Below are 25,619 nucleotides of genomic sequence, written 5' to 3'. Positions count from 1 at the left end.
TTTGCTGTCATGTAGCATATACTATAAGTGAAAGATAGGAGGTGCTGGATATGGCACAGATCAGTGTACGAGTAGACGACGCCGTGAAGCGCGGCGCAGAGCAGACATTCAACGATATTGGCCTGAGTATGAATGCTGCTATTACGGTATTCCTTAAAGCCTGCGCGCGGGAAAAGCGCATTCCTTTTGAGCTGACGGCAGACCCGTTTTATTCTGCCTCGAATATGGAGCACATCCGGCGCGGTGTGGAAGCTCTGGACGCTGGCAAAGGCGTGGAGCATGAGCTGATCGAGGTGGACTGATGCGGAAGATCTGGTTTGAGGAGGCGTGGGAAGACTATCTCTACTGGCAGACGCAGGATAAGAAGACGCTGAAACGGATCAATGCCCTTATCAAAGATGTGGAGCGTGACCCATTTGCGGGCATCGGTAAACCGGAGGGCTTAAAGTACCGGGAAGCCGGACTGTGGAGCCGCCGTATTGACGATACCAACCGGCTGGTGTACCGTATCCGAGACGGTCTGTTGGAAATCGTTTCCTGCCGCGGCCACTACGATGATTGAAAAATAGCACTCAGGGAGTCCCCGGCGGGCGCTGCAATTCCGCAGCCGCCCGCCGGGGCTTTTTGCATTTTGCACAGATTGATGGTTGACATTTTGGCTGTCAAGAGTCGAATGAAAAATTTTTCCGGACAATTTTGTCGAAATGATAAAAGTTCCTGTAAAGAAACAGGATGGTTTCTGAAAAACTTTTGGTTAGATATAACGAACTTCATGGCAATTATAGACTTTTGCTAAAAAATAGTGGAAAATTGATTGCCTTTCACAGCCATTTTGAGTATAATGGATGATAAAGATTCTTTGTGAAAAAAATCTTCATCATGCGCCGCCGCCCGTGGGCGGGGAGCATATCCTACAACAGGGGAGGGGAACCGATGCAGTGAAAGGCCTTTACAAAACGCTGGAAGACCTCGTCTGGCTGACGCAATTGGGGCTCAACCTGCTGCTGCCACTGGTGCTCTGCCTGGGCGGATGCTGGTGGGCAGTCAACCACTGGGGCTGGCCGATGTGGGTCTATATCCCGGCTATTTTGCTGGGGCTGGCTGCCGGGGCGCAAAATTTCTGGGTGTTCGCCAAAGAGCATCTCAAGCAGGCCCAGAAAGACAAACCCCGCCGCGTCGGGTTCAACTCGCACCTGTAAACTACAACACGGGGAGGGCGTTTCCATGAAACTGGAACCGGAATCCAAAAAAGAGCTCGGGCGCATTGCCGGGGGCACGGCCATCTGCACCGCCGCCATGTGGGTGGTGTTCGCGGCCCTGCACACGGTGGGCTGGGCCCGGTTCGATTCTTCGGTCATCCTGGGCAGCCTCGTTGGCGCGCTGGTGGCCATCGGCAACTTTGCAGGCATCTGTCTTGTGGTGCAGAAGATCATCGACGAGCAGGACGAAAAACGCCGCAAAGCAAAATTACAGCTTTCCTACAACGGGCGGATGCTGCTGCAGGCTGTCTGGGTGGTGGTGGCCATCGCGGCCCCCTGCTTCCAGGCCTTTGCCAGCATCCTGCCGCTGTTTTTCCCTCGGATCACCATTTATTACCTGCAAATAACGGGCAAGTACAAGCCGCTGAAAACGCAGCAGGAGCATGTGGACATCTCGGTGGAAGATGACCCGGCCCCCGCCGCGGCTCCGGCAGCAGACCCCGCGGACAAAGGGGGTGAAACGTAACAAATGGAATTGAACGGCGCGAAGATCCTGTATACCATCCATACCAACATCCCGGTCCTGGGCGATTTCAAGATCACCCAGACCCTCGTGAGCACCTGGATCGTCATGGCGCTGCTTTCGGGCCTGGCATTCTGGCTGGGGCGCGACCTCAAGCTGGAAAACGTCTCCAAGCGGCAGGCAGCCGCGGAGTTTATCGTGGAACGGCTGGACCAGTTCGTGCACGACAACATGGGCCTCCACTTTGACCAGTATATCCCGCTGGTGGGCGCGATCTTTGCTTTGAGCATTGGCTGCAACCTCATCAGCGTGGTGGGCCTGTGGAGCCCCACGGCTGACCTCAACACCGAGGCCGCCTGGGCCATCGTGGTCTTCGTTCTCATTATGTACTACAAGATCAAGACGAACGGCATCCTGGCGTACCTCAAAGGCCTGCTGGACCCCATCTTCCTCATGGCACCCATCAATGTGCTCTCGGAAATTTCAACGCCCGTCAGCATGGCGTTCCGTCACTTCGGCAACATTTTGTCCGGTACCGTCATCTCCACCCTGCTGTACTGGGCACTGGCAAGCCTGAGCCATGTCATCTTTGGCTGGCTGCCCGGCGTGCTGAGCCAGCTGCAGCTGTTCCAGATCGGTATCCCGGCCTTTACGGGCCTGTACTTTGACTGGTTCGGCGGCTGCATCCAGGCATTTATTTTCTGCACTCTGACCACCATCTTCATTAAACGCGCCGCTGGCGAGGACTAAGTCTCCCGCCCCGGCACCCCTTAAAAACAAGAATATCATTTTTAGGAGGACACTGATTATGACTGACTTTCAATTCCTGGCTCGTGGTATCGCTCTGGCTGGCTGCGGCATCGGCGCGGGCTGCGCGCTGATCGCAGGTATCGGCCCTGGTATCGGCGAAGGCAACGCTGCCGCTGCTGCCTGCGAGGCCGTTGGCCGCCAGCCCGAGTGCAAGAGCGACGTTACCAGCACCCTGATCCTGGGCGTTGCACTGTCGGAGACCACCGGTATTTACGGTTTCGTCACCGGCCTGCTGCTCATCTTCCTGGCTCCCGGTATGTTCATGAACTACCTGCAGTAAGCGCCCCTTACTTGTAATACCGGAAGAAAGGGGAGAAGCTTATGCAACTTTATCAGGCACTGATCACGCTGGATGGCTGGACGTTCGTCGCCCAGATCTGCAACCTGATGATCCAGCTGGTGATCTTTAAAAAGCTGCTGCTGAACCCGGTCAAAAAAGTCATTGCCGAGCGCAAGGCCAAGGCGGACAGCCAGATCGCGGATGCCCAGAAGCTCCGCACCGAGGCCGAAGCCATGAAGGCTGAGTATGAGCAGAACCTGCAGAACGCCCGCACCGAGGCCAACCAGATCGTGGCAGCGGCCCAGAAGACCGCCACCGCCCGCAGCGAGGAGCTGCTGGGGGAGGCCCGGGCCCAGGCGGCTGCCCTCAAGCAGAAAGCGGAGGCCGACATTGCGCAGGAGCGCAAAAAGGCCGTCAACGAGGTCAAGGACGAGATCGGCGGCATGGCCATGGAGATCGCCTCCAAGGTCGTGGAGCGCGAGATCCGCGAAGCAGACCACAAAGACCTGATCGACGAATTTATCAAAAATGTGGGTGAAGCATCATGACCGAGATCGCAAGGATGTACGGCGGCAGTCTGTACGACCTGGCAGCGGAGGAGGGGCTTGAGACCCGCATTCTGGACGAGCTGGACGAAGCAGCCAAGCTGATCCGGGACGACCCGGAGTACCTGCGGCTGCTCAGCACCCCCAGCATCCCCAAGAAAGAGCGCTGCGCCCTGCTGGACGAGGCGTTTCGCGGGCAGGTCCACCTCTATGTGCTGAACTTTTTGAAGATCCTGTGCGAGAACGGCACCCTGCGGGAGCTGCCGGGCTGCGCGCGGGCCTACCGCATCCGCTACAACGCCGCGCACGGCATTCTGGAAGCAACGGCCATCACGGCCATTGCCATGACTGCCGCGCAGACCGAGCAGCTGCGCCAGAAGCTGGAGACGATCACCGGGAAGAAGATCGACCTGGCGACCAAGATCGACCCCAGTGTGCTGGGCGGCATCCGCCTGGACATCGAGGGCACCGAGCTGGACGGCACAGTCCAGAACCGGCTGGCCACCCTGCGGCGGAACATCGCGGCAGCAACGTTGTAAACCTCTCAGTCTCGCATTCGCTCGCCAGCCGTTCCCCTTTCGGCACTTGCGTGCCACCTCCCCCGGCCGGGGGAGTCTTTCCTACCAGGGGAGCCCTTGGCAAAGAGGACAAGCTTTCCGCCTGTAAAGGAAAGTGTCATCAAGTGAAATGCAGCAGACGGAGAAAGTAAGACCGATTATCCACGAAAATACCAAAGAATTGAGTGGTGAAGACACAACAATGCAACTGAAACCTGAAGAGATCTCTAAGATCATCCGTGCTCAGATCAAGCATTACGAGAATGTCATTGAGCAGAGCGAGGTGGGCACGGTCATCCTGGTGGGCGACGGCATCGCCCGTGCCAGTGGTCTGGAAAAGTGCATGGCGGGCGAGCTGCTCCAGTTTGACAACGGCGAGTACGGCATGGCTCAGAACCTGGAGGAGAATACCGTCTCCATCGTGCTGCTGGGCTCCGACGTCGGCATCAAGGAAGGCAGCACCGTCAAGCGCACGGGCAAGGTCGTCTCCGTCCCGGTGGGCGAAGCTCTGATCGGCCGTGTCGTCAACGCGCTGGGCCAGCCCATCGACGGCGCGGGCCCCATTGAGACCACCGAGTACCGCGCCATTGAGAGCAAAGCGCCCGGCATCATCGAGCGCCAGCCCGTCAAGGAGCCTTTGCAGACGGGCATCAAGGCCATCGACTCCATGATCCCCATTGGCCGCGGCCAGCGTGAGCTCATCATCGGCGACCGCCAGACCGGCAAGACCACCATCGCCGCCGATACCATCATCAACCAGAAAGGCAAGGACGTCATCTGCATCTATGTTGCCATCGGCCAGAAGCGCTCTACCGTGGCAAACCTGGTGCAGAGCCTGACCGAGGCCGGAGCCATGGGTTACACCATCGTGGTTTCCGCCACGGCTTCGGAGCTGTCGCCCCTGCAGTATATCGCACCCTACTCCGGCTGTGCCATGGGCGAGTACTTCATGCATCAGGGCAAGCATGTCCTGATCATCTACGATGACCTGTCCAAGCACGCCGTGGCCTACCGTGCCCTGTCGCTGCTGATCCGCCGTCCCCCGGGACGTGAGGCCTACCCCGGCGACGTCTTCTATCTGCACTCCCGTCTGCTGGAGCGCGCGGCCAAGCTCTCCGACGAGCTGGGCGGCGGCAGCCTGACGGCTCTGCCCATCATCGAGACCCAGGCGGGCGACGTGTCGGCCTACATCCCGACCAACGTCATCTCCATCACCGATGGCCAGATCTTCCTGGAGACCGAGCTGTTCCACTCCGGCGTCATGCCGGCCGTCAACCCCGGCATCTCGGTGTCCCGTGTCGGCGGCAACGCCCAGATCAAGGCCATGAAGAAAGTGGCCGGCACCCTGAAGCTGATCTACTCCCAGTACCGCGAGCTGCAGTCGTTCGCCCAGTTCGGTTCCGATCTGGACGCCGATACCAAGGCCCGTCTGGCACAGGGCGAGCGCATCGTGGAAGTGCTCAAGCAGAACCGCTCCGCCCCCGTGGCCGTGGAAAAACAGGTGGCCATCCTGTATGCCACCATCCACGACTATCTGGTCAAGGTGAAAGTGGCCGATGTGGCCGAGTATGAGAAAGGCCTGTACGAATATCTGGACACCGACGCTTCCGGCGCTGCGGTGATGGAAACGATCCGCACCACGGGCAAACTGGACGCCGATGCCGAGCAGGCACTCAAGAGCGTTCTGTCCGCCTACACGGAGAGCTTCCTCAAGGCGCACTGAACAGGAAGGAGGCATAACGCATGGCAGGTTCCATGAAGGACATCAAGCTGCGCATCAAAAGCGTAGAGAGTACCATGCAGATCACCAAGGCCATGGAGCTGGTGGCTTCCTCCAAAATGCGCCGTGCCAAGGAGCGGGTGGAGCACAGCCGCCCCTATTTTGAAACGCTGTACGCATCGCTGACCAAGATCGCGGCGGCAGACCCCCGGACCCGCAATCCCTACCTGCGGCGGGATGAGATCAAACGCACCCTGCTGATCGTCATTGCAGGCGACCGCGGCCTGGCGGGCGGCTATAACGCCAACATCTTCAAGCAGGCGGATGCCCACGAGGGCCCGGTGACGGTGCTGCCCATCGGGAAGCGGGCGGCGGAGCACTTTGCCCAGCATGGGGCAGAGCTGTTCACCCAGGAGGTACTGCTGGCCGCCGATATCTCGGTGGGCGAGTGCTTCCAGCTCTCCCGCAGCATCACCGAGGGCTTTTTGAAAGGCGAGTACGACGCCGTAAAGATCTGCTACACCCGGTTTGACTCCATGATGACCCAGACCGCCACCACGCTGGAGGTGCTGCCGCTGTCCATTGAGCCGACGGAAGAGCAGAAAGCCGAGGCCCGCCGCAGCCAGATTTTGTACAAGCCCAGCAGCGAGGAAGTATTCCGCGCCATCATCCCCGAGTATGTGGCCGGCATCGTCTACGGTGCCGTGTGCGAGAGCGTGGCCAGTGAGCTGGCTGCCCGCCGCACCGCCATGGACGCCGCCACCAAGAACGCCGGGGAAATGATCGACCATCTGAATCTGTATTACAACCGTGCCCGTCAGGCTGCGATCACCCAGGAGATCACGGAGATCGTGGCAGGCGCGGAGAATTGAGTTTATTGATTTTTTAGTAAGGAGTTGTAGCCTATGTCCGAAAAACACATCGGCAAGGTGATCCAGGTCATCGGCCCGGTGCTGGACATCCAGTTCCAGGATGGCCAGCTGCCGGACCTGCTCAACGCCATTGAGATCGACAACCACGGCGAAAAGCTGGTGGTGGAGGTGGCGCAGCTGATCGGCGATAACGTCGCCCGCTGCATCGCCATGAGCAGTACCGATGGCCTGGTGCGCGGCACCGAGGCAGTTGACACCGGCGAGTCCATCAAGGTCCCCGTCGGCGACCAGTGCCTGGGCCGCGTGTTCAACCTGCTGGGTGAGCCGGTGGACAACAAGCCCGCCCCCACCCCGGAAGCCTACTGGCCCATCCACCGTCCTGCTCCCAGCTACGAGGAGCAGCAGTCCACCACCGAAATTCTGGAGACCGGTATCAAGGTCGTTGACCTGATCTGCCCCTACGCCAAGGGTGGTAAGATCGGCCTGTTTGGCGGTGCCGGCGTCGGCAAGACCGTCCTGATCCAGGAGCTCATCTATAACATCGCTACCGAGCACAACGGCTACTCGGTGTTCACCGGCGTCGGCGAGCGCACCCGTGAGGGCAACGACCTCTACGGCGAAATGACCGAGAGCGGCGTCATCAACAAGACGGCGCTGGTCTATGGTCAGATGAACGAGCCCCCAGGAGCCCGTATGCGCGTGGCCCTGTCCGGCCTGACCATGGCGGAGTATTTCCGCGATGTCAAGAACCAGGACGTGCTGCTCTTCATCGACAACATCTTCCGCTTCACTCAGGCAGGCTCTGAGGTGTCGGCTCTGCTGGGCCGTATGCCCTCCGCCGTCGGCTACCAGCCCACGCTGGCCACCGAGATGGGCGCTCTGCAGGAGCGCATCACCTCCACCCGCAAGGGCTCCATCACCTCGGTGCAGGCCGTCTACGTTCCCGCCGACGACCTGACGGACCCGGCCCCTGCCACCACGTTCACCCATCTGGACGCAACGACCGTTCTGAGCCGTGACATCGCTTCCCAGGGCATCTATCCGGCTGTGGACCCGCTGGACTCCACCAGCCGTATCCTGAGCCCCGAAGTGGTGGGCCAGGAGCACTACGAGATCGCCCGTGCCGTGCAGAAAGTGCTGCAGCGCTATAAGGAGCTGCAGGACATCATCGCCATCATGGGTATGGACGAGTTGAGCGAGGACGACAAGCGTACCGTCAACCGCGCCCGCAAGGTGCAGCGCTTCCTGTCCCAGAGCTTCCATGTGGCAGAGCAGTTCACGGGTATGCCCGGCCAGTATGTGCCTCTGAAAGAGACGCTGCGCGGCTTCCGCATGATCCTGAACGGCGAGTGCGATGACCTGCCCGAGAGCGCGTTCCTCTTCGCGGGCACCATCGACGACGTGTTCGCCAAGGCGAAGAAAGGGTAAACCATGACGACCTTTCATCTGACGGTGGTCACACCGGACGGCTGTGTCTTTGATGGACAGGCCGAGCGGGTGGTCTGCCGCGCCATTGACGGCGACCTGGCCATCCTGGCCAAGCACGGCGATTACTGCACCGCGCTGGGCATGGGTGAGGCCCATATCGTCAATGCCGAGGGACAGAGCCATCGGGCCGCCTGTATGGGCGGGATGCTCACCGTACTCGATGGCGAGGCCCGTCTGGTGGCAACCACCTGGGAGTGGGCAGAGGACATCGACCAGGCCCGTGCCGAGGCTTCCAAAAAGCGGGCGGAAGAAATTCTGGTCCGGAAGAACCTCGACCGCCGGGAGTATGAGCTGGCGCAGGCCCGCCTCAAGCGTGCCCTGGTGCGCACCTCCATCCACCCGTAACCCCAAAAAGCAAAGCGCCCTGTGTTTCCGGTGGGAAACGCAGGGCGCTTTTGTGTCACTCCTCCAGCCGCCTTTGGCGGCAGCCCCCTCACAGAGGGGGCCTTTTGGCCTCCCTCCAGGAGGGAGGTGGCATCGCGGCAGCGATGACGGAAGGAGTTTACATCATGTTTGCCTTTTCGATCAGGCTGCGGATGTGGTGGGCCAGCATCTCCACGGCGGTGCTGTTCTCGCCGCCGTTGGGCACGATGATGTCCGCGTTCCGTTTGCTGGGCTCCACAAAGGCCTCGTGCATGGGTTTGACCGTGGTGAGGTACTGGTGGATGACGCTGTCCAGCGAGCGGCCCCGCTCTTTGACGTCCCGCAGGATGCGGCGGAGGATGCGCTCATCGGCGTCGGTATCCACATAAATTTTGTAGTCGAACAGCTCGCACAGCTCCGGCTCCACAAAGGGCAGGATGCCCTCCACGATGAGGACGGGGGCGGGCTCGATGTGCTGTACCTTGTTGCTGCGGTTGTGGTCGGCGTAATCGTACACCGGGCAGTCGATGGCGCGGCCTGCTTTCAGCTCCTGCAGGTGGTAGATCAGCAGGGCGTTATCAAAGGCGTCCGGGTGGTCGTAGTTCAGTTTGCAGCGCTCCTCAAAAGGCAGCTCGTCGTGGCGCTTGTAATAGCTGTCGTGGGAGATGAGGCGGACTTCATCCTCCCCAAACCGCTCTTTCAGCCGCAGGGCCAGCGTGGTCTTGCCGCTGCCGGACCCGCCGGCAATGCCGATGATCAGATTCTTCATACTCCAATATCCTCCTGCGCTCTGATTCCGGTGGAAAAAAGTGCCGAAATAAGGTATACTATCTGTTAGTTGCTATGATACCACACTTCGGCTGTTTTTGACAGAGGCCATTTGCGCCTCGAAAGGAATTTTGATGAAAAAAATCGTATCGGCTCCCTATATCGACCAGACGGAACGCTGGGTGAACGGCTGCGAGAGCATCAGCTCGGTGATGCTGCTGCAGGCGATGGGCATTGCCATTGACCCGGACACGTTCATTGAGCGGGACCTGCCCCACGCGCCCTACTGGGATTATGATGGAAAGCTCTACGGCCCGGATCCCTATGAAGTCTACCCCGGCGACCCCCACGACCACACCGGCTATGGCTGCTATGCCCCCTGCATCGTCAAGGCACTGCAGAGCGCGCTGGATCACGAGGGGGCGGCGGACGCCTTTGAAGTAGTGGATGAGACGGGCAAGACGGCGGCGCAGCTCTGCGAGTACATTGACGCCGGGATGCCGGTGGTCTTCTGGGCCACGCTGGATTTCACCCCGGTGCCGGAGGAGCGGGACCACTGGCTGCTGGCCGACGGCACGGATTTTGCATGGAAATGCCACGAGCACTGCCTGCTGCTGGTGGGCTATGACGACGAGCACTACTGGTTCAATGACCCATGGCACAACCATGGTGTCTGCGCCCAGCCCAAGGCGCTGGTGGAGGATTGCCATGCGGCACAGGGGCTGTTTGCGGTGACGCTGAAACGGAAATAAACCGGGAATGAAAGGAACGCTATGAAGCCAGAAGAGTTTAAACAGAATGTCAAAGACCGGGTCCGCGTTTTTGAGGATGGCGGCATCCGGCTGCTGAAAAAGGGCAAACGGGGCATCATCCGGGCCATTTTTGGCCGCACCGGACTGGTGCTGGCCCTCTTTTTTGTGCAAGTGCTGCTGCTGTTCAGCGTGTTTCGGTGGTTTACCGCGCTGGTGCCCCATCTGTTGGGCGGCAGCATCGTGTTCACGGCCGTTATGGTCATCTACCTGCTCAACAGCGATATGGACAACAGTGCCAAGATCACCTGGCTGGTGGTCATTGCGCTGGTGCCGGTCCTGGGCGTGGTGCTGTTCTGGTGGACCAAAGGCGAAGTCGGCCACCGGATGCTCAAGCGCCGCCTCAAGCAGCTGGAACAGGATACCCGGGAGCAGCTGCCCCAGGATGCCCAAACGCTGGAACGGCTGAAAGCACAGGAGTTGGGTGCGGCCTCGCTGGCGTACTACCTGCGGGGGAAAGGCGGCGGCTTCCCGGTGTATGAGAACACGGCTATGACCTATTTCCCCAGCGGCGAGGCCAAGTTCGCGGAGTTGCTGTGCCAGCTGGAAAAAGCGAAACAGTATATTTTCCTGGAGTATTTCATCATTGACGAGGGGCTCATGTGGGGCCGGGTGCTGGAAGTGCTGGCCCGTAAGGCCGCTGAGGGTGTCCATGTGCGGGTGATGTACGACGGCACCTGTGAGTTCACCACCCTGCCCCGGGACTATCCCAAGCGGCTGGAGCGGCTGGGCATCGCCTGCAAAGTTTTCTCGCCGCTGATGCCCTTTGTCTCGACCCATTATAATTACCGAGACCACCGAAAAGTGCTGGTCATTGACGGCAAAGTGGGCTTTACGGGCGGCGTGAATCTGGCCGACGAGTACATCAACCATGTTGAGAAGTTTGGCCGCTGGAAAGATGCCGCTGTCATGCTGGAGGGCGAGGCGGTCCGCTCGCTGACAGCCATCTTTTTGCAGATGTGGGATATCGCCCGGGAGCCGGAATTTGAAGCTTACCTCAAGCAGCCTATCCCGACCCCGGCGGGAGCCAAGGGCTTTGCGGCCCCTTACGGCGATTGCCCGCTGGACGGGGAACGGGTGGGCGAGCTGGTTTATATCGACCTTCTCAACCGGGCCCGGAAGTACATCCACATCATGACACCCTACCTGATTCTGGACGGGGAGCTGGAAACAGCCCTCAAATTCGCGGCGGAGCGGGGCGTGGATGTCCACCTCATTCTGCCGGGCAAGCCGGACAAGCGCATTCCGTATGCGCTGGCCAAGACCCACTATGCGGCCCTCATCCGCTCGGGCGTCAAAATTTCGGAGTGGGTGCCGGGTTTTGTTCACGCCAAGGTCTTTGTGGTGGATGACCGTGAGGCCGTGGTGGGCACCATCAATCTGGATTACCGCAGCCTCTACCACCACTTTGAGGATGCGGTCTGGATGGTGGACGCCCCCTGCATCCCGGCCATTGAAGATGACTTCCAGCGGACACTGACCCAGTGCCGCACGGTGGAAGCCACCAAACAGAGCATCTGGCAGGGGCAGACCCTGCTCTGCCTCACCGGGCGGCTGGTCAAGGCCATTGCGCCGTTGCTTTGAAAACAAAAAGGCCCCCGGCAGTGACGATGCCGAGGGCCTTTTTGCATTGGTGAAACCAATGAGCGAATTACAACTTTCCTGATTTCAGTATATGCAAAATCGGGAAAATGTCAAGTACACATTACTGATATTTTTTATCCATGGAGAAGCCGCGGCCCCGCACCTCTGTGACCTGGCTGACGATGAGGAAGCAGTCCGGGTCGATGGCGTGGACCAGCTTTTCCAGGCGGGGAAGCTCCCGGCTGGAGATGACGCTCAGCAGCACGGCACTGGGGTCATGGGTGTAGCCGCCCGCACCATTCAGGATGGTGACACCGCGGTCCAGCTGGTGCAGGATGGCGGCACAGAGCTCGTCCGCCTTGGTGCTGATCAGCTTGACCTCGGTACGGCTCTCACCCCAGAGCAGGACTTTGTCCAGGACCATGACCTGAATGATGATGGCCACGATGCCGTACAGCAGCTGCGGCACCGGGCTGAACGGGATCTGGATGAGGATGACGGCAATGTCAAAGATGAGCATGGTGGCGGACACGGGCCAGCGGAACCATTTTTGCAGCACCAGCGGCGGGATGTCCATGCCGCCCGTGGAGGCCCCCGCCCGGATGACGATGCCCATAAAAGCCCCGGCACCGATGGCGGCAAAGACTGTGTTCAGGAAAAGGTCGTCTGTGAGCACACGGCCATGGAGCATCGTCTCGGCAAGGCCCAGAAAGATGGGGCTCAGGATGCTGCTGGCCAGTGTGTTGAGGGCAAAGGCCCGGCCCAGTACCACCCAGCCCCAGACCAGCATGACTAAGTTGAATGCCAGCAGGAAGCCGGAGACCGAAAGCCCGGTCAGGCGGCCAAAGGCCAGCGCCACGCCGGTGGCACCCCCGGCCACAAGGCCCGCGGGCTCCAGAAAAAGGGCTACCGTCAGGGAGTACCCCGCGTTGCCCAAAACAACAGCGGCGGCACTGAGCAGCCGCCGCCCGTGATTTGAATGATTCATCTGCAAAACCTCCACCTCTATGATACCGGAAAACGACAAAAAAATCCACGCCCCGGCAGGGAAGAACGCCCCGCCCGGTGTGGATTTTTGCTCATGGTGCAGGTGAATGGCTTACACGACTTCGGTCTCGTCCTCGTCCAGCAGCCGCAGGCCTGCCGTGTCGGTGACCGGCAGGGAGAAGACGATAGCGCCCGCCTTGGGGTCAGCCCCGGCCATGATCGCTTTCATGATCTGATTCTTCTCGGAACTGCGGGCCACAATGAAGACCATTTCCTTCTCGTTAACGAGGTCCACGCCCAGGAAACGGGCGGCACCCTCCATGCCGGTGCCTTTGGCGTGGAGCACAGTGCCGCCGCCGGCACCCTCGGCACGGGCGGCATCCATGATGGAGCCGGTGTAGCCCTGATTGGCAATGACGAGCAGCAGCTCATAGCGGGTGTCTTTCAAGGTGCTTTCCTCCATTCGCGTAAAGGTCTGGTGTTCGGTCAGGAACTGCAGGGCACGCTTGCCGCCCATGCTGCTGACCGGGATGATGAACGCGATGCCGGTGCCCGGCACGTCGATCCGCATCTGGCGGCGGAGCGCCTTTTGGATCTTGGGCCAGGTGTCGGCGGTGATGATGGCAAACAGAACGGCTTTTTCGCTCTTTTCCAGGCCGAGGGTGGCCAGCATTTCCTGCACGGCCGTGCCGGCACCCACGGTGCGGAGGCTGACACGGACGCCGTAGCTCTCGTACAGGGCCAGGAACGCGTCCGTGGAGCGGCGGTCGGTGATGGTGACCAGCCAGTAAAGGGGATTTGTCACAGCTGAAACCTCCTTACAGCTCAATGATGGCGTCATCCGGCAGCTCGGCATAGGCAGCGGCCAGCGCAAAGGCGGGCTGCGCCTTGCGGGCTTTGCGGGTCTTGAGCTCTGCAATGAGGCCCATGAGCTGGACGGTGATGAGGGGCGTCATGGCGACCATGGCCACCACGCCAAAGGCATCGGTGACGATGTTGCCGCCCACAGCCACGCAGGCGCCCTGTGCCAGCGGCAGCAGGAACGTGGCCGTCATGGGGCCGGAGGCCACACCGCCCGCGTCAAACGCAATGGCGGTGAAGAGCTTGGGCACGATCAACGAGATGGCAATGGCGAACGTGTACCCCGGGATGAGGAACCACAGGATGGAAACCCCCGTGAGCACCCGCACCATGGCAAGCCCCACCGAGAGGGAGACGCCTGCCGAAAGAGCCGTGCCCATGGCCTGGGCGGAGATGGCACCATCGGTGACCTCCTCTACCTGCTTGTTCAGCACATAGACGGCAGGCTCGGCCTTGACGATGAAGTAACCGATGAGCATTCCGATGGGAATGAGCACCCAGCGGAAGCTCTGGCCTGCCAGCACCTGCCCCAGATAATTACCGGCTGGCATAAAACCAACGTTTGCGCCGGTGAGGAATAACACGAGGCCCATATAAGTGTACGCAAGGCCGACGGCAATGCGGCCAATGGTGCGTTTGTCCAGCTTGAGGGCCACGAGCTGGAAGACCCCGAACATCAGGATGATGGGGAGCAGTGAGGTGGCGATCTCTTTGAAGTAGGTGGGCAGGCCCTCCCGGAAGAGCTGCCACAGCTCCACGGAATCGTTTACCTCGGGGAGGACGGGCGGGATGTAGGTGCTGTCGCTGGCCTGGAACGCGATGCCCAGAATGAGCACAGCCAGGATGGGGCCGACAGAGCAGAGGGCCACGAGGCCGAAGCTGTCGTCCGCCGCGTGGCGGTCGGAACGGATGGCGGCCACGCCGACGCCCAGCGCCATAATGAATGGAACTGTCATGGGGCCGGTGGTCACGCCGCCGGAATCAAAAGCGACCGCCAGAAACTCTTTGGGGACGAACGCGGCCAGAATGAAGATGATGCTGTAGAACAGTACAAGGAGCCGCGGCAGCGGGATGCCGAAGAGCATCCGCAAAAACGCCATGACGAGGAACAGGCCCACGCCTGCCGCTACCGAAAGGATCAGGGTCATGTTGGGGATGGAGGGCACCTGATTGGCCAGCACCTGCAAGTCCGGCTCCGAGATGGTGATGAGGAAGCCCAGCAGGAAGCCGACCCCGATGATGAGGGGCAGGCTCCGGGTCTTGGTGAGCATGGTGCCCATCCGCTCGCCCATGGGGCTCATGCTCATCTCCGCGCCCAGCGTAAAAAACATGATGCCCACAATGATCATGGCGGCGCCCAGCAGAAAGCAGAGCAGGATGCTGGGGGAGATGGGGGCAATGGTAAAGCAGAGCACCAGCACAATGGCCACAATGGGCAGCACCGCCTGTAACGCTTCCAGCAGTTTTTCCCGCAGTTTGGGGAGTGATGCTTTGAGAATGTTGTCCACCGACCTTTCCGCGCGGTCCCCGGCGTCGAAAGGACCGGAAACTGCGTACAAACTGGAATATTTGCAAGAGGATTTATAAATAGTATACTAAAGGCGGCGTGGCCGGGTCAACAAAAAAGCGGCTAAGAATGGCAAAGACGCAGAAAGTTTACAAAAAGAGCCTGCCACGGAGATCCACGGCAGACTCGTGAAATTTTATCGGGTTCAGACGCCCTGCTTGGTCAGCACGTCCGAGGTGGGAGTGCTGAAAACCGGGATGTCCGCATAGGGGTCCGGGGCGGGATCTTTGGGCAGGGACTTCATATAGCTGTCCATGGACTCGGCCACCTTTTTGGCGATGGCCACGGCCTCGACGACGGTGCGGGCACCCATCACGGCGTCGCCGCCGGCAAACACGCCCTCGCGGGTCGTGCTGCCATCCTCATTGACGGTGAGCAGGCCGCGCTGGTTGGTCTGGATGCCGGTGGTGCTCTGCACCAGCTCGTTCTCCGCACCCTGGCTCACCGAGACGATGACGCCGGTGTGGGGATAGAACATCTCGCTGCCCTCCACCTGGGTGAACCTGCCGTCCTCGCCCTTGACGGTGTCGCGGCAGATGATGCCGTTTTCCCGGATCTCCACCGGAGCCTTGCAGAAGCGGAAGCCCACGCCCTCGAGCCTGGCGTACCGCACTTCGTGCTCGGAGGCGCTGATGCAGTCCTCGTCCCGGCGGGCGTAGCAGGTAACGTGGCGGGCACCGTTGCGGATGGCGGTGCGGGCGCAGTCCATGGCGGAATTGCCCACGCCGATGACGGCAATGTCGTCCCCCAGGCGGAACGCCTTGGAGTTGGCCAGGTAGTCGATGCCAAAGGCCACGTTGCCCAGCGTCTCGCCTTTGATGTGCATGGCGTTGGCTTTCCACAGGCCGGCACCGATGAAGACGCTCTTGTAGCCGTCGCGGAAGAGGTCGTCGATGGTGATGGTGCGGCCGATGGCGGTGTTGGTGCGCACCTTGATGTCTTTCAGCTCCAGGTGGCGGTATGCAAAATCGTCCAGCACGCTGTCCGGCAGGCGGTAATTGGGGATGCCGTACCGCATGACGCCGCCGATCTTATCCCGGGCATCAAAAATGGTGATGTCATAGCCCCAGCGTGCCAGCAGCACCGCAATGGTCAGGCCCGCCGGGCCCGCGCCGATGATGGCGGCTTTCATCCCGTTCCGGGGGGTGGGGCCGGCCGTCATCTTGTTGGCATAGGTGGTGGAGATATAATCCTCGATGATGGAAAAGTGCACGGGGTCGTGGCTGGGCATCCGGTTGCGGATGCAGTGGCCCTCGCACTGGTTCTCGTGGTTGCAGACCAGGCTGCAGACGGTGGTCAGGGGGTTGTTTTCAAACAGCATCCGGCCGGCGTCGTCCAGCTGGTTGTTTTTCAGCAGCCGGATCACCTCGGGGATATTGGTGTGGATGGGGCAGCCCTGCTGACACATCGGCTTTTTGCAGCCGAGGCAGCGGTTGGCTTCGTCCAGAACATGAAGCGCCATGAAGTTCCTCCTCTTCCGTGGGTGGCAGGACACACTTTGTTGTATCCAAGAATCTTGTTCCTTTATGATACACCGGATACGAAGAAAGATACAATAGCATAATTGCCGAAAAATTACGAATAAATTTTGCTATATCGTCAAAAAGATAATTTTTTGACGAAGTGCGCCGCCCATGGGCCGCGGTTTTGCACGGCAGAGCGCCGCAAAATCGCTGGCGGTGAGCTGGGCCTGTACCATCCGGGCGCAGGCGGCATTTTCCTCCTGTAAGCGCATCAGGGAGTGGGAGGCGGGGAGGGCGGCCTGTTTCAGCTGGCCCAGCAGCTCCCGGCGGGCCCCCAGCAGATGGAGATAGGGCGGCAGGGCGGGGAATGCTTCTTCGGTGTAACCAAAGGCGGCGTCCATGGCCAGCCGCCGCATCCGGGCGCGGGGGTAGCGGATCGTGGTCAGGGTGTTCAGCAGCTCGTCCAGTGTGGTGCTGGCCCGGACGGCTTTTTCCAGCCGATGTTCCAACCCCTCGGAAACACCCCGGACATTGGCGAATGGCGTCTCACCAGTGCAGCGGGCGCGGAGCAGGGCCAGCTCGCACCGCCCGGCGGCGGAAAAATCCGTGGAACCGCCCGCGGCGGCAGCTTCCTGATACAGCGGGAAGACCGCTTCCGGGACGTAAGGCCGCAGGGCTTCCACGCCCTGCTGAGTCCAGAGCGCCCGCAGGGCACTGGCGCTGGCAAACTGCACGTTGCCGTTGAGGGCTTCGCCGTGGTTGGCACCCTGCCGGGGCAGGGGGATGGGCGTGAGCGGGACATCCAGCTCCAGAATTGCCTTGCAGTATTCCACGGCCAGATTGTTGTTGGGCTGGTCCAGCAAAGCGGCAAGCGCGGAACCGGGACGGAGGGTTTCCACAGCGGCCTGCCGGGCGGCGGCAAAGTTCCGGGCCCCGGCGGCCAGCTGCGCCTTGAGGGCGGCGCGGTATTCCTCACTGGCAAGCACCCGGGCGGCGTCCATCAGGAGCGCGGTGTCCGGAGTCTCGGCCCCAAAAACGAGGGCGTCGCACCCGGCAGCGGCCAGAAGCCGAACGCCCGCCCGGGCAAAGGCCTCCGCCCCGGCGCAGGCGCAGGGGGCAGGCAGGGCAAAGATAAAATCAGCCCCGCAGTGCAGGGCGGCCTGCACCCGGACGGCCTCGGGCAGGAGGGGGACAGCGCCCCGCTGGGTCAGGCTGCAGCTCATGGCCACGGCTACCTGCCGCGCGCCCAGTGCTCTGGCCTGGGCCAGCTGCCAGGCGTGGCCGTTGTGGAATGGGTCGTATTCAGCGATGATACCGGCAAATCTCATAGAGAACCTCAAACATTGTGAAAAATCTGTCAGACTGACAGAGAAATTGGTCTGCCCTGCCAGGATTCTGGGCAGGATGTACAAAAAAGGCTGCGTACTTGGGGGAACGCTTGCCACGGTTGCGGATTGAAAAGCGGCTGAACCTATTATATAATAATTTCAGGAATCTGTAAAATTCTGCCCTCTTGTGCGGGCAGACGAAAAAATATTGGAGGCTACAGAAGATGAAAGTTCTGGTTATTAACTGCGGTTCTTCTTCCCTGAAGTATCAGCTCATCGATATGGACGGCGAGAAAGTGCTCTGCAAGGGCCTGTGCGAGCGCATTGGCATGGAGAGCAGCATGATCACCCACGAGGCCAACGGCAAAAAGGCTACCACCCCGGCCATCTTCCCCACCCACACCGAGGCTTTTGCTGAGGTCGTGAAGAAGATGACCACCGGCGAGGGCAAGTGCATCGACGATGTGAGCGAGATCAACGCCATCGGCCACCGTGTTGTCCACGGCGGTGAGAAGTTCAAGGAGAGCTGCCTGATCACCGACGAGGTCATCAAGACCATCCGTGAGCTGAGCCCCCTGGCCCCCCTGCACAACCCCGCAGGCATCCTGGGTATTGAGGCTGCCCGCAAGGTCTTTGGCCCGGACATCCCCATGGTCGCTGTCTTCGACACCGCTTTCCACAGCACCATGCCCCCGAAAGCCTATATGTACGCTATCCCCTACGAGTACTATGAGAAGTACGGCGTCCGCCGCTATGGCTTCCACGGCACCAGCCACAAGTACGTTGCTTATAAGGCTGCCGAGTATCTGGAGGAGCCCATTGAGCGCCTGAAGCTCATCACCTGCCACCTGGGCAATGGTTCTTCCATTGCCGCGGTTGACCAGGGCAAGGTCATTGATACCTCCATGGGCATGACCCCGCTGGCTGGCCTGATGATGGGTACCCGCTGCGGCGATATCGACCCCTCTGTGGTCAACTACCTGAAGTACAACCTGAACATCACTGGCCACCAGCTGGACGAGATCCTGAACAAGAAGTCCGGTCTGCTGGGTGTCTCCGGTGTTTCCAGCGACAAGCGTGATATCGAAGAGGCAGCTGCTGCCGGCAACAAGCGCGCGCAGCTGGCTTCCGATATGCTGAACTACCAGATCAAGAAGCTGGTCGGCGGCTACATCGCAGCCATGGGCGGCGTGGATGCCATCGTCTTCACCGGTGGTATCGGCGAGCATGACGCCATTGCCCGTGCAAAGGTCTGCCACCACATGGATTGGCTGGGCATCCGCATCGATACTGACAAGAACAAGCATCCCGTTGGCGATGTCTGCGACATCACCGCCTGGGGCGCCAAGGTCCGCACCCTGGTCATTGCTACCGACGAGGAGCTGATGATCGCCCGCGACACCAAGGAAGTCATCGAGAAGTAATTTTGCCGCATTCGCGGTACAAAGGGCTGTGTCCTCGCGGAGGGCACAGCCCTTTTGGTGTTTTTGGCGGGGCAAAGTCTGTCTTATTGTGCCGATTGCACAAAAAAGAGGGCGGAGGTTTGTTTTTTGGTTGACAAACAAAAAAAAGAACGGTACAATAGGAGAGTCCTCAGCTAGAGGGCATTTTACTCATTCAAGCCCCTGGTAAGCTTACGATCAGCGCGATGGTCCCGAAAAACCAAAGGTATGGTTACAATCCTTCCGTGGGCAAGAACTAAACAAAGAGGAGATACTACTATGTTCGAAGACAAGACTTTAGTTTGCAAAGACTGCGGCAAGGAGTTTGTTTGGACTGCTGGTGAGCAGGAGTTCTACGCATCTCGCGGCTTTGAGAACCAGCCCCAGCGCTGCAAGCCCTGCCGTGACGCCCGTAAGAATGGCGTCCGTGGCGGCAACAACGGCGGTGAGCGCCAGATGTTCGACGCTGTCTGCGCAGCTTGCGGCAAGGCTTGCAAGGTTCCTTTCCAGCCCCGTGAGGACCGTCCGGTCTACTGCTCTGACTGCTTCGCTCGCATGAAGCAGAACTAAGCGCTGATTTTTTAATCTGAAGCTTGTAAGCCCCTCCTGCCGTATGGCCGGAGGGGCTTTTTTGCATTGCCTCTTGCAATATCACATTACTTTAGGGTATATTATAAAAAGAGCGCCCGGATTCGGGCGCGGCACCCCATAAACAGAAAGGAATTTCAATCATGTTTGATATTTTCAATATGCTCAAGAAAGACGAGAACACCGCGGCCCCCAAGCAGGTGACCCGTGAAACCATCATCGGCGATATCCTGGATATGGACCAGACCACCGCTCCTTACTTTATGGAGATCGGGATGCACTGCCTGGGCTGCCCGGCTTCCCGCGGCGAGAGCATCGAGGAGGCCTGCGAGGTCCACGGCGTGGACTGCGACGAGCTGCTGGAGAAGCTGAATGCACATCTGGCTTCCAAGAAGGCCTGAGTTGCTGCCCACACTGGATGAGCGTCTGACCGCCGCTGCCGCGCTGGTGCGGGAGGGAGAGCCTGTGGCCGACATTGGCTGTGACCACGGCAAACTGACCGCTGTGCTGGCTGCCTCGGGGAAGTACCCCAAGGTGATCGGGGCCGACCTGCGCCCCGGCCCGCTGGCAAAGGCAAAGCAGACGCTGGAACATGCCCGTTGTGAAGACCGCGCTGAGCTGAGGCTCGGCGACGGTCTTTCTGTGTTGTCGGCGGGGGAAGTGGGCACCATCGTGCTGGCGGGTGTCTCGGCCCAGACCACCTGGGAGATCATCGAAAAAGCGCCCTGGGTGTCCCAGCCGGGCGGGCCGCGCCTGGTCATGGTACCGGCCACCCGCCACAGGGAGCTGCGCCGCTGGCTGTGGGAGCATGGCTTTGCCCTGGTGGCTGACCGCCCCGTGCAGGCGGCAGGCCGCTGGTATGCCGTGATGGCCGCCGAGTATACGGGCGAGACGCATGCCCCCACGTTTACGGAATGCCTGTTTGGCGGAACAGGGGAGTGGCCGGAGGGGGCCGGTTACGCGGCCTGGCAGAAAGCCAAGCTTCCCCGCTTCCGGCTGGGCGTGCCCGACGGCACCCCGCTGGCGGAGGAGATCGACCAAATTTTACGGGAGGATTGAGGAATGGCAACCGTCCAGAAGATCTATGAAGAGCTGCAGCGGATGGCTCCGCTGGAACTGGCCGAAAGCTGGGACAACCCCGGCCTGCTGGTGGACTGCGGCGGGGAGGTCTCCCGGGTGCTGGTGGCACTGGATGTCACGGCCGAAACGCTGGCGGAGGCCGAACAGAACGGCTGCCAGCTCATCGTCACCCACCACCCGGTCATCTTCCACCCGCTGAAAAAACTGAGCCCGGCCGACCTGCCGTTCCAGCTGGTGCAGAAAGGGATCTCCGCCATCTGTATGCACACCAACCTGGATGCCGCCGAGGGCGGCGTCAATGAAGTGCTGGCAGGCATCTTTGGAATGAAAAACTGGGAGCCTTTCGCCGGCGGCTGCGGCCGGGTGGGCGAGGTGGAACCCATCACTGTCCCGGAGCTGGCCCGCAAAGCGCGGGTGGAGCTGGGTGCCCGGTGCAACACGCCGCTGGACGGCCCGGAAGTGCCGGTCAAATATGCGGACACGGGCAAGCCCGTGCGGCGGCTGGCTGTCATCAGCGGGGCTGGCGGCGGCCTGTTTGAAGAGGCGCTGGCCATGGGGGCCGACTGCCTGCTGACCGGCGAGGCCGACCACCACGACGCGCTGGACGCCAAGCGGCTGGGGCTGTCCATCGTGGCCGCCAGCCACTATGCCACCGAGTTCCCGGTGGCGGCAGCGGTGGCCCAAAAGCTCCGCGCCGCGTTCCCGGCTGTGGAAGTGCTGGTCAGCACAGCCAACCGCGACCCGTTTACTTATTTATAATAAAGAAAACCTCTCAGTCTCGCTACCGCTCGCCAGCTGCTCCCCTTTCGGCACTTGCGTGCCACCTCCCCCGGCCGGGGGAGTCTTTTCGATCAGGGGAGCCCTTGGCAAAGAGATTTCGTTTTCGCTGGGAAACGGATCGGACTGCCAAAGCCTCTCCTGTCAGGAGAGGTGTCATCGAGCGAAGCGAAGATGACGGAGAGGTTGAGCGAGGTACCACTATGGCTTTGGATGCCGCGACACTGGCCCTGACAGCCCGGGAGCTGAAAGCTGCCCTGACCGAGGCCAAGATCGCAAAAATATTTGAACCGACCCGCGATGAGCTTGTCCTGACCCTGCGCACCCGCACGGACACCTACAGCCTGCTGCTGTCGGCCCGGAGCGGCTCTGCCCGGGTCTGCCTGACCGAAGAGAGCTTCGAGAACCCCGAGACGCCCCCCTCGTTCTGTATGCTGATGCGCAAGCACCTGACGGGCGGCAAGCTGCTGGACGTCCGGATGGAGCCGGGCGACCGCATCGTCTACTTTGAATTCCAGTGCACCAATGAGATGGGCGACCTGGTGCGGAACATCCTCTGCGCCGAGCTGATGGGCCGCTACTCCAATCTGGTGCTGGTGCAGAATGGAAAGATCATCGACGCCCTCAAGCGGGTGGATTTTGAGGACAGCGATGTCCGGCAGCTGCTGCCGGGCCTGCCCTATACCACGCCCCCGAAACCTGCCCGCCCGGATTTCCTCTCGGTGAGCTCGGCTTCCATCGTGGCGGCGGCTTGCCAGCGGGATCTGCCGGTAGCAGACGCCCTGAACAAGACCGTGGCGGGTGTGGGCCCGGTGGTCTGCCGGGAGGCGGCCTGGCGCGCCTTTGACGGCGAGCACCTGCCCGCCAACGAGCTGACGGAACCCCAGAAGCTCCGGCTGATGGCGGCCATTGACGAGCTGAAAGAGCTCCACGACCAGGGCGGCTGCCCCTGCAGCGTGACGGCCCCGGACGGCAAGCCGGTGGAGTACACGTTCTTCCGGCCCCGGCAGTACGGCGAGGGGTACGCGATCAAAGAATGGCCCTCGTTCAACGCCATGCTGGAGGGCTACTACGCCGAGAAAGATCGTGCCGAACGGCTCCGCACCAAGAGCAAGGAGCTGCACAAGGCCGTGCACAACATGTACGAGCGCGCGGTCCGCAAGCAGGCGGCCCGGCAGGAAGAGCTGGCCGCCAGCGGCAAGAGTGAAAAGCTCCGCCTCTACGGCGAGCTGCTTTCCGCCAACCTCTATCTGGCCCAAAAGGGGATGAAGAACATCACCGTGCCCAACTGGTACGATGAGGGCAAGGAAGTTACCATCCCGCTGGATCTGCGGTTCAGCCCCAGCCAGAACGCCCAGAACTTCTTCAAGAATTATAAAAAGAAGCAGACGGCGGCCCGGATGCTGGTGGACCTGCTGGCGGAGGGCGAAAAAGAGATCGCCTATCTGGAAACCGTGCTCTACGAGGTGGAGACAGCTTCCGGTGAGGCGGCACTGAATGAGATTCGTGCCGAGCTCAAGAGCCAGGGCTACCTGAAATACTACAAGCAGCGGGATAAGCGCCAGAAGCCTGCGGACTTCCTCCGCTTTACCTCCAGCGACGGCTTTGAAATTCTGGTGGGCCGCAACAACGCCCAGAACGATAAGCTCACCCTCCACACTGCCCGAGGCAAGGACCTGTGGTTCCATGTGCAGAAAGCGCCCGGCAGTCATGTGGTGGTCATGAGCCGGGGCGAGGACATCCCGGACTCCACAAAACAGGAAGCCGCCGAGCTGGCCGTGCTTTATTCCAGCGCGTTCAAGGCGGGCGCGGGCGCAAAAGTGGCTGTGGACACCACCGAGGTGAAAAACATCTGGAAAGCCAACGGCGCCAAGCCCGGCATGGTGCTGTACGAGGTGTACACCACCGTGTATGTTACCCCGCGGGAAGACTTGGCCGAACGGCTCAAACAGAAAAAGTGATTTGGAAAAGCTGTGCAGCGTTGGAGTCTGCACAGCTTTTTTCAAATTTTGCAAACACTTTGCGCTTCTCATTCGTCTACCAGGCAGAAAGGAGGGGAGAGGCCCATGTGGGAGCTGCTTTACGAGGAGTTCTGGGACAAGCTGGAGCATTTCTGCTACAAACTCTGCCGGGACGACGGCCGGGCGGAGGATTTAACGCAGGAAGTGTTCCTGCGGGCACTGCAGAATCAGGCACTCATGGAGAGTTTTGCCTCCGGGCAGTGCAAGGCCTGGCTGTTTGCCGCGGCCCGCAACCTCTACTGCGACCAGGTGCGCCGGGCCGTGAAAGAAGAAAGCCTGCTGGCACTGCTGGACCCCGACGATGCCGAAACGCCGGACGAGACGGCGGAGGCCGCGCTGGGGACCGTGGACCTGGATTCCCTGCTGGGAACACTCGACCCGCTGGACAAGATGCTGTTTACCCTGCGGTACGAAGAGGGATACAACGCCAGCGAGCTGGGCCGAAAATTTGAACTCCCACCCGGAACCGTCCGCACCCGATTGGGGAAAGTACGCCATCTGCTCAAACAAAAACTGCTGGAGGAATGAACGATGAAGAAACTGAATGTGAAAGCCGTTGTGATCGACCTGCGCCATGTTTCGGAGGAAACGCTGGCAAGCTACGAGCATATTCAAATACATGCCGCGCTGGCCATGACCAGCCCCAGGACGGAAGCTCTGCTGGCAAAGTATCCGGTGGAGCTGGATGCGACCAGCGTCCAGTGCTATGATGACGATGCCAAGGTGAATATGGTCAATGGCAAGACAGAGCTGACCGCTTCCCACAAGCCGGAGGGAAAAAGCGTCCTGATCGTCAACGGAAAGGCGAACATTGCGGCCGACGCGGGGGACACCCTGCGGGCTTACGGGAAGATCATCGTCAACGGGAAAGTCCTCTGCCCGGCCGGACTGGCGGGCCTTGTGACCGAGAAGTGCACCATCAACGGAAAACTGGCGGTCTACCCGGATGAGGCGGTGGTGCTGAAAGGCACGGTCAAGCTGGACCGCAGCTTCCTGCTCCGGGCACAGGCACGGCTCTACTGGACCGAAAAGCAGTTCGTGGCGGTAGACCCCAAACTGGACGTAGCCGCCCTGGCTGCCAAGGGCGTCCGATTTGCGGCCCCCAAAGCCATCCTGCTGGAGCAGTTTACTGAGACGCTGGCCCCGCTCTTTACGGAAAACACGGAACTCATCGTTCTGCCGGAGGGAACGGCTGTGGTGGACGATGATTTTGAGCTGACCCCCAAAACGTTCCGCCGCTATGGCTCCAAAATCTACGTCATGGGAGATGTGAACATCTCCGATGATGCCGCTGAGGTGCTGGGGCAGGTGGAATACCTGCACGCCAGCGGGGATGTGAGCCTGCCCGCTGCGCTGGAAGACGTGTTTTACGCCATCCCGGATGTAGAATATGAAGACCTGCAGATGCTGACCGGCCATGTGGTACGGAACAAGCCCCTGCTGAACATCAAGCCGGAGCTGCTGGAGCTGGACCCCGCAGGTGTTACCTGTGCCAACTGCGCGGTGGTCACGCTGGACAAGACGCTGACGCCGGAAGAGATCGTGGCGAAGCTGCGCCTGAACTGCTGCGCCATCGTGCGGTGCACCGCGGCACAGGAAGCCGCAGCAGCGGCTGTGGCGGTCAACGTGGCACAGATCAAAGTAACGGATGTTGTGAAAGAAGAGAAAGACCCGGACACCCTTTACCGGACGGGCGTAGAATTGACCCTGTAAGGCATCTGCCTTTGAACGATCCTCCCAGATCATAGGAATGCACGGCCCTTACAGGGGAGTGCACGGAAAGCTGTTCCCCGCTGCCCTCAGCGGAGGACGGCTTTTTTATATAGAAAGGCATAAAACAGGCCGGGCAGAGCCATCCTAAAACGCGGCGGGGTTTTCCACTGAAAAAGAGCGACGGAGATTGTGCATTCTGCACAGAAAATGCGTCCAAACATCGTGCGGAGAAAATAAAAAAGAAAATTCGTGTTTTTTTGAAAAAACACTTGCC

General features: G+C 60.4%; 28 protein-coding genes. 22 read left to right on the top strand and 6 right to left on the bottom strand.

The genetic code is table 11. The features are described from left to right. Positions 1 to 50: 50 nt before the first annotated feature. From C4N22_RS06290 to atpC, 12 genes are all read left to right on the top strand, one after another. The gene (locus C4N22_RS06290) at positions 51 to 302 is read left to right on the top strand and encodes a type II toxin-antitoxin system RelB/DinJ family antitoxin (RefSeq protein WP_112115489.1); all 252 of its coding nucleotides are present in this window, start codon (positions 51 to 53) and stop codon (positions 300 to 302) included. Further along, positions 302 to 562, top strand: a complete 261-nt coding sequence (locus C4N22_RS06285; RefSeq protein WP_112115488.1) for a Txe/YoeB family addiction module toxin — start codon at positions 302 to 304, stop codon at positions 560 to 562. Before C4N22_RS06290 ends, C4N22_RS06285 begins: the two co-directional genes overlap by 1 nt. 376 nt (positions 563 to 938) lie before the next feature. Beyond that, entirely contained in the window at positions 939 to 1,199 is a 261-nt protein-coding gene (locus tag C4N22_RS06280; protein ID WP_242980971.1) for an AtpZ/AtpI family protein, read from the top strand. A 25-nt stretch (positions 1,200 to 1,224) separates the two neighbouring features. Further along, positions 1,225 to 1,725 carry an ATP synthase subunit I gene (locus C4N22_RS06275; protein WP_112115486.1) on the top strand — a complete coding sequence of 167 codons (501 nt, stop codon included), beginning with the start codon at positions 1,225 to 1,227 and terminating at the stop codon, positions 1,723 to 1,725. 3 nt (positions 1,726 to 1,728) lie between these two features. Continuing rightward, on the top strand, positions 1,729 to 2,472 hold the full coding sequence (locus C4N22_RS06270) for a F0F1 ATP synthase subunit A (protein ID WP_112115485.1): 744 nt from the start codon (positions 1,729 to 1,731) through the stop codon (positions 2,470 to 2,472). A gap of 58 nt (positions 2,473 to 2,530) precedes the next feature. Then, entirely contained in the window at positions 2,531 to 2,812 is a 282-nt protein-coding gene (gene atpE, locus C4N22_RS06265; RefSeq protein ID WP_015564615.1) for an ATP synthase F0 subunit C, read from the top strand. A 41-nt stretch (positions 2,813 to 2,853) separates the two neighbouring features. Then, positions 2,854 to 3,360, top strand: a complete 507-nt coding sequence (gene atpF, locus C4N22_RS06260; RefSeq protein ID WP_112115484.1) for a F0F1 ATP synthase subunit B — start codon at positions 2,854 to 2,856, stop codon at positions 3,358 to 3,360. Next, a complete protein-coding gene (gene atpH, locus C4N22_RS06255; RefSeq protein WP_112115483.1) occupies positions 3,357 to 3,896 on the top strand; it encodes an ATP synthase F1 subunit delta in 540 nt (179 codons plus the stop codon). The genes atpF and atpH overlap by 4 nt, the downstream gene beginning before the upstream one ends. Positions 3,897 to 4,116: 220 nt before the next feature. Beyond that, entirely contained in the window at positions 4,117 to 5,637 is a 1,521-nt protein-coding gene (gene atpA / locus C4N22_RS06250) for a F0F1 ATP synthase subunit alpha (RefSeq protein WP_112115482.1), read from the top strand. Positions 5,638 to 5,657: 20 nt separating this feature from the next. Beyond that, complete coding sequence (atpG, locus tag C4N22_RS06245; protein ID WP_112148363.1) at positions 5,658 to 6,506, top strand: ATP synthase F1 subunit gamma; 849 nt, start codon at positions 5,658 to 5,660, stop codon at positions 6,504 to 6,506. A gap of 33 nt (positions 6,507 to 6,539) precedes the next feature. Continuing rightward, entirely contained in the window at positions 6,540 to 7,934 is a 1,395-nt protein-coding gene (gene atpD, locus C4N22_RS06240) for a F0F1 ATP synthase subunit beta (protein WP_022257414.1), read from the top strand. 3 nt (positions 7,935 to 7,937) lie between these two features. Further along, positions 7,938 to 8,339: an ATP synthase F1 subunit epsilon gene (atpC, locus tag C4N22_RS06235; RefSeq protein WP_022257415.1), complete on the top strand. Its 402-nt coding sequence runs from the start codon at positions 7,938 to 7,940 to the stop codon at positions 8,337 to 8,339. A gap of 157 nt (positions 8,340 to 8,496) precedes the next feature. Here atpC and udk read toward each other — a convergent pair whose 3' ends face one another. Beyond that, positions 8,497 to 9,126 carry a uridine kinase gene (gene udk, locus C4N22_RS06230; RefSeq protein ID WP_022257416.1) on the bottom strand — a complete coding sequence of 210 codons (630 nt, stop codon included), beginning with the start codon at positions 9,124 to 9,126 and terminating at the stop codon, positions 8,497 to 8,499. Positions 9,127 to 9,259: 133 nt separating this feature from the next. On the opposite strand from udk, the gene C4N22_RS06225 reads away from it, so the two are divergent. Both C4N22_RS06225 and C4N22_RS06220 read left to right on the top strand, forming a co-directional pair. Next, positions 9,260 to 9,877, top strand: a complete 618-nt coding sequence (locus tag C4N22_RS06225) for a C39 family peptidase (protein WP_112148362.1) — start codon at positions 9,260 to 9,262, stop codon at positions 9,875 to 9,877. A 21-nt stretch (positions 9,878 to 9,898) separates the two neighbouring features. Then, on the top strand, positions 9,899 to 11,518 hold the full coding sequence (locus C4N22_RS06220) for a phospholipase D-like domain-containing protein (RefSeq protein ID WP_112148361.1): 1,620 nt from the start codon (positions 9,899 to 9,901) through the stop codon (positions 11,516 to 11,518). A gap of 121 nt (positions 11,519 to 11,639) precedes the next feature. On the opposite strand, the gene C4N22_RS06215 is transcribed toward C4N22_RS06220, so the two are convergent. From C4N22_RS06215 to C4N22_RS06195, 5 genes are all read right to left on the bottom strand, one after another. Then, positions 11,640 to 12,506 carry a YitT family protein gene (locus C4N22_RS06215; RefSeq protein ID WP_112148360.1) on the bottom strand — a complete coding sequence of 289 codons (867 nt, stop codon included), beginning with the start codon at positions 12,504 to 12,506 and terminating at the stop codon, positions 11,640 to 11,642. Positions 12,507 to 12,617: 111 nt separating this feature from the next. Further along, on the bottom strand, positions 12,618 to 13,310 hold the full coding sequence (locus tag C4N22_RS06210) for a P-II family nitrogen regulator (protein ID WP_242980970.1): 693 nt from the start codon (positions 13,308 to 13,310) through the stop codon (positions 12,618 to 12,620). A 13-nt stretch (positions 13,311 to 13,323) separates the two neighbouring features. Beyond that, entirely contained in the window at positions 13,324 to 14,874 is a 1,551-nt protein-coding gene (locus tag C4N22_RS06205; RefSeq protein WP_112148358.1) for a DUF1538 domain-containing protein, read from the bottom strand. A gap of 204 nt (positions 14,875 to 15,078) precedes the next feature. Further along, complete coding sequence (locus C4N22_RS06200; protein ID WP_112148357.1) at positions 15,079 to 16,395, bottom strand: NAD(P)-dependent oxidoreductase; 1,317 nt, start codon at positions 16,393 to 16,395, stop codon at positions 15,079 to 15,081. 129 nt (positions 16,396 to 16,524) lie between these two features. Continuing rightward, the gene (locus C4N22_RS06195; protein ID WP_112148356.1) at positions 16,525 to 17,724 is read right to left on the bottom strand and encodes a nucleotidyltransferase family protein; all 1,200 of its coding nucleotides are present in this window, start codon (positions 17,722 to 17,724) and stop codon (positions 16,525 to 16,527) included. A 224-nt stretch (positions 17,725 to 17,948) separates the two neighbouring features. Between C4N22_RS06195 and C4N22_RS06190 the strand changes: the two genes are divergently transcribed. From C4N22_RS06190 to C4N22_RS06155, 8 genes are all read left to right on the top strand, one after another. Further along, on the top strand, positions 17,949 to 19,148 hold the full coding sequence (locus tag C4N22_RS06190; protein WP_112115475.1) for an acetate/propionate family kinase: 1,200 nt from the start codon (positions 17,949 to 17,951) through the stop codon (positions 19,146 to 19,148). A gap of 297 nt (positions 19,149 to 19,445) precedes the next feature. After that, complete coding sequence (locus C4N22_RS06185; RefSeq protein ID WP_055190671.1) at positions 19,446 to 19,736, top strand: zinc-ribbon domain containing protein; 291 nt, start codon at positions 19,446 to 19,448, stop codon at positions 19,734 to 19,736. Positions 19,737 to 19,897: 161 nt separating this feature from the next. Then, on the top strand, positions 19,898 to 20,155 hold the full coding sequence (locus tag C4N22_RS06180) for a DUF1858 domain-containing protein (protein ID WP_022256461.1): 258 nt from the start codon (positions 19,898 to 19,900) through the stop codon (positions 20,153 to 20,155). 1 nt (position 20,156) lies between these two features. After that, on the top strand, positions 20,157 to 20,813 hold the full coding sequence (locus C4N22_RS06175) for a class I SAM-dependent methyltransferase (protein ID WP_112148355.1): 657 nt from the start codon (positions 20,157 to 20,159) through the stop codon (positions 20,811 to 20,813). A gap of 3 nt (positions 20,814 to 20,816) precedes the next feature. Continuing rightward, positions 20,817 to 21,593, top strand: coding sequence for a Nif3-like dinuclear metal center hexameric protein (locus tag C4N22_RS06170; protein WP_112148354.1), 777 nt, complete (start codon positions 20,817 to 20,819; stop codon positions 21,591 to 21,593). A 221-nt stretch (positions 21,594 to 21,814) separates the two neighbouring features. Continuing rightward, complete coding sequence (locus C4N22_RS06165; protein WP_112148353.1) at positions 21,815 to 23,572, top strand: Rqc2 family fibronectin-binding protein; 1,758 nt, start codon at positions 21,815 to 21,817, stop codon at positions 23,570 to 23,572. 105 nt (positions 23,573 to 23,677) lie between these two features. After that, positions 23,678 to 24,160 (top strand): RNA polymerase sigma factor, encoded by a 483-nt coding sequence (locus tag C4N22_RS06160; RefSeq protein WP_112148352.1) that lies wholly within the window; start codon positions 23,678 to 23,680, stop codon positions 24,158 to 24,160. A gap of 3 nt (positions 24,161 to 24,163) precedes the next feature. Beyond that, complete coding sequence (locus C4N22_RS06155) at positions 24,164 to 25,345, top strand: hypothetical protein (protein WP_112148351.1); 1,182 nt, start codon at positions 24,164 to 24,166, stop codon at positions 25,343 to 25,345. The last annotated feature ends 274 nt before the right edge of the window (positions 25,346 to 25,619 follow it).

It is taken from the genome of Faecalibacterium prausnitzii, from assembly GCF_003287495.1.
Lineage (GTDB): Bacteria > Bacillota > Clostridia > Oscillospirales > Ruminococcaceae > Faecalibacterium > Faecalibacterium prausnitzii_I.
This window is presented reverse-complemented; position numbering and strand designations above follow the sequence as displayed.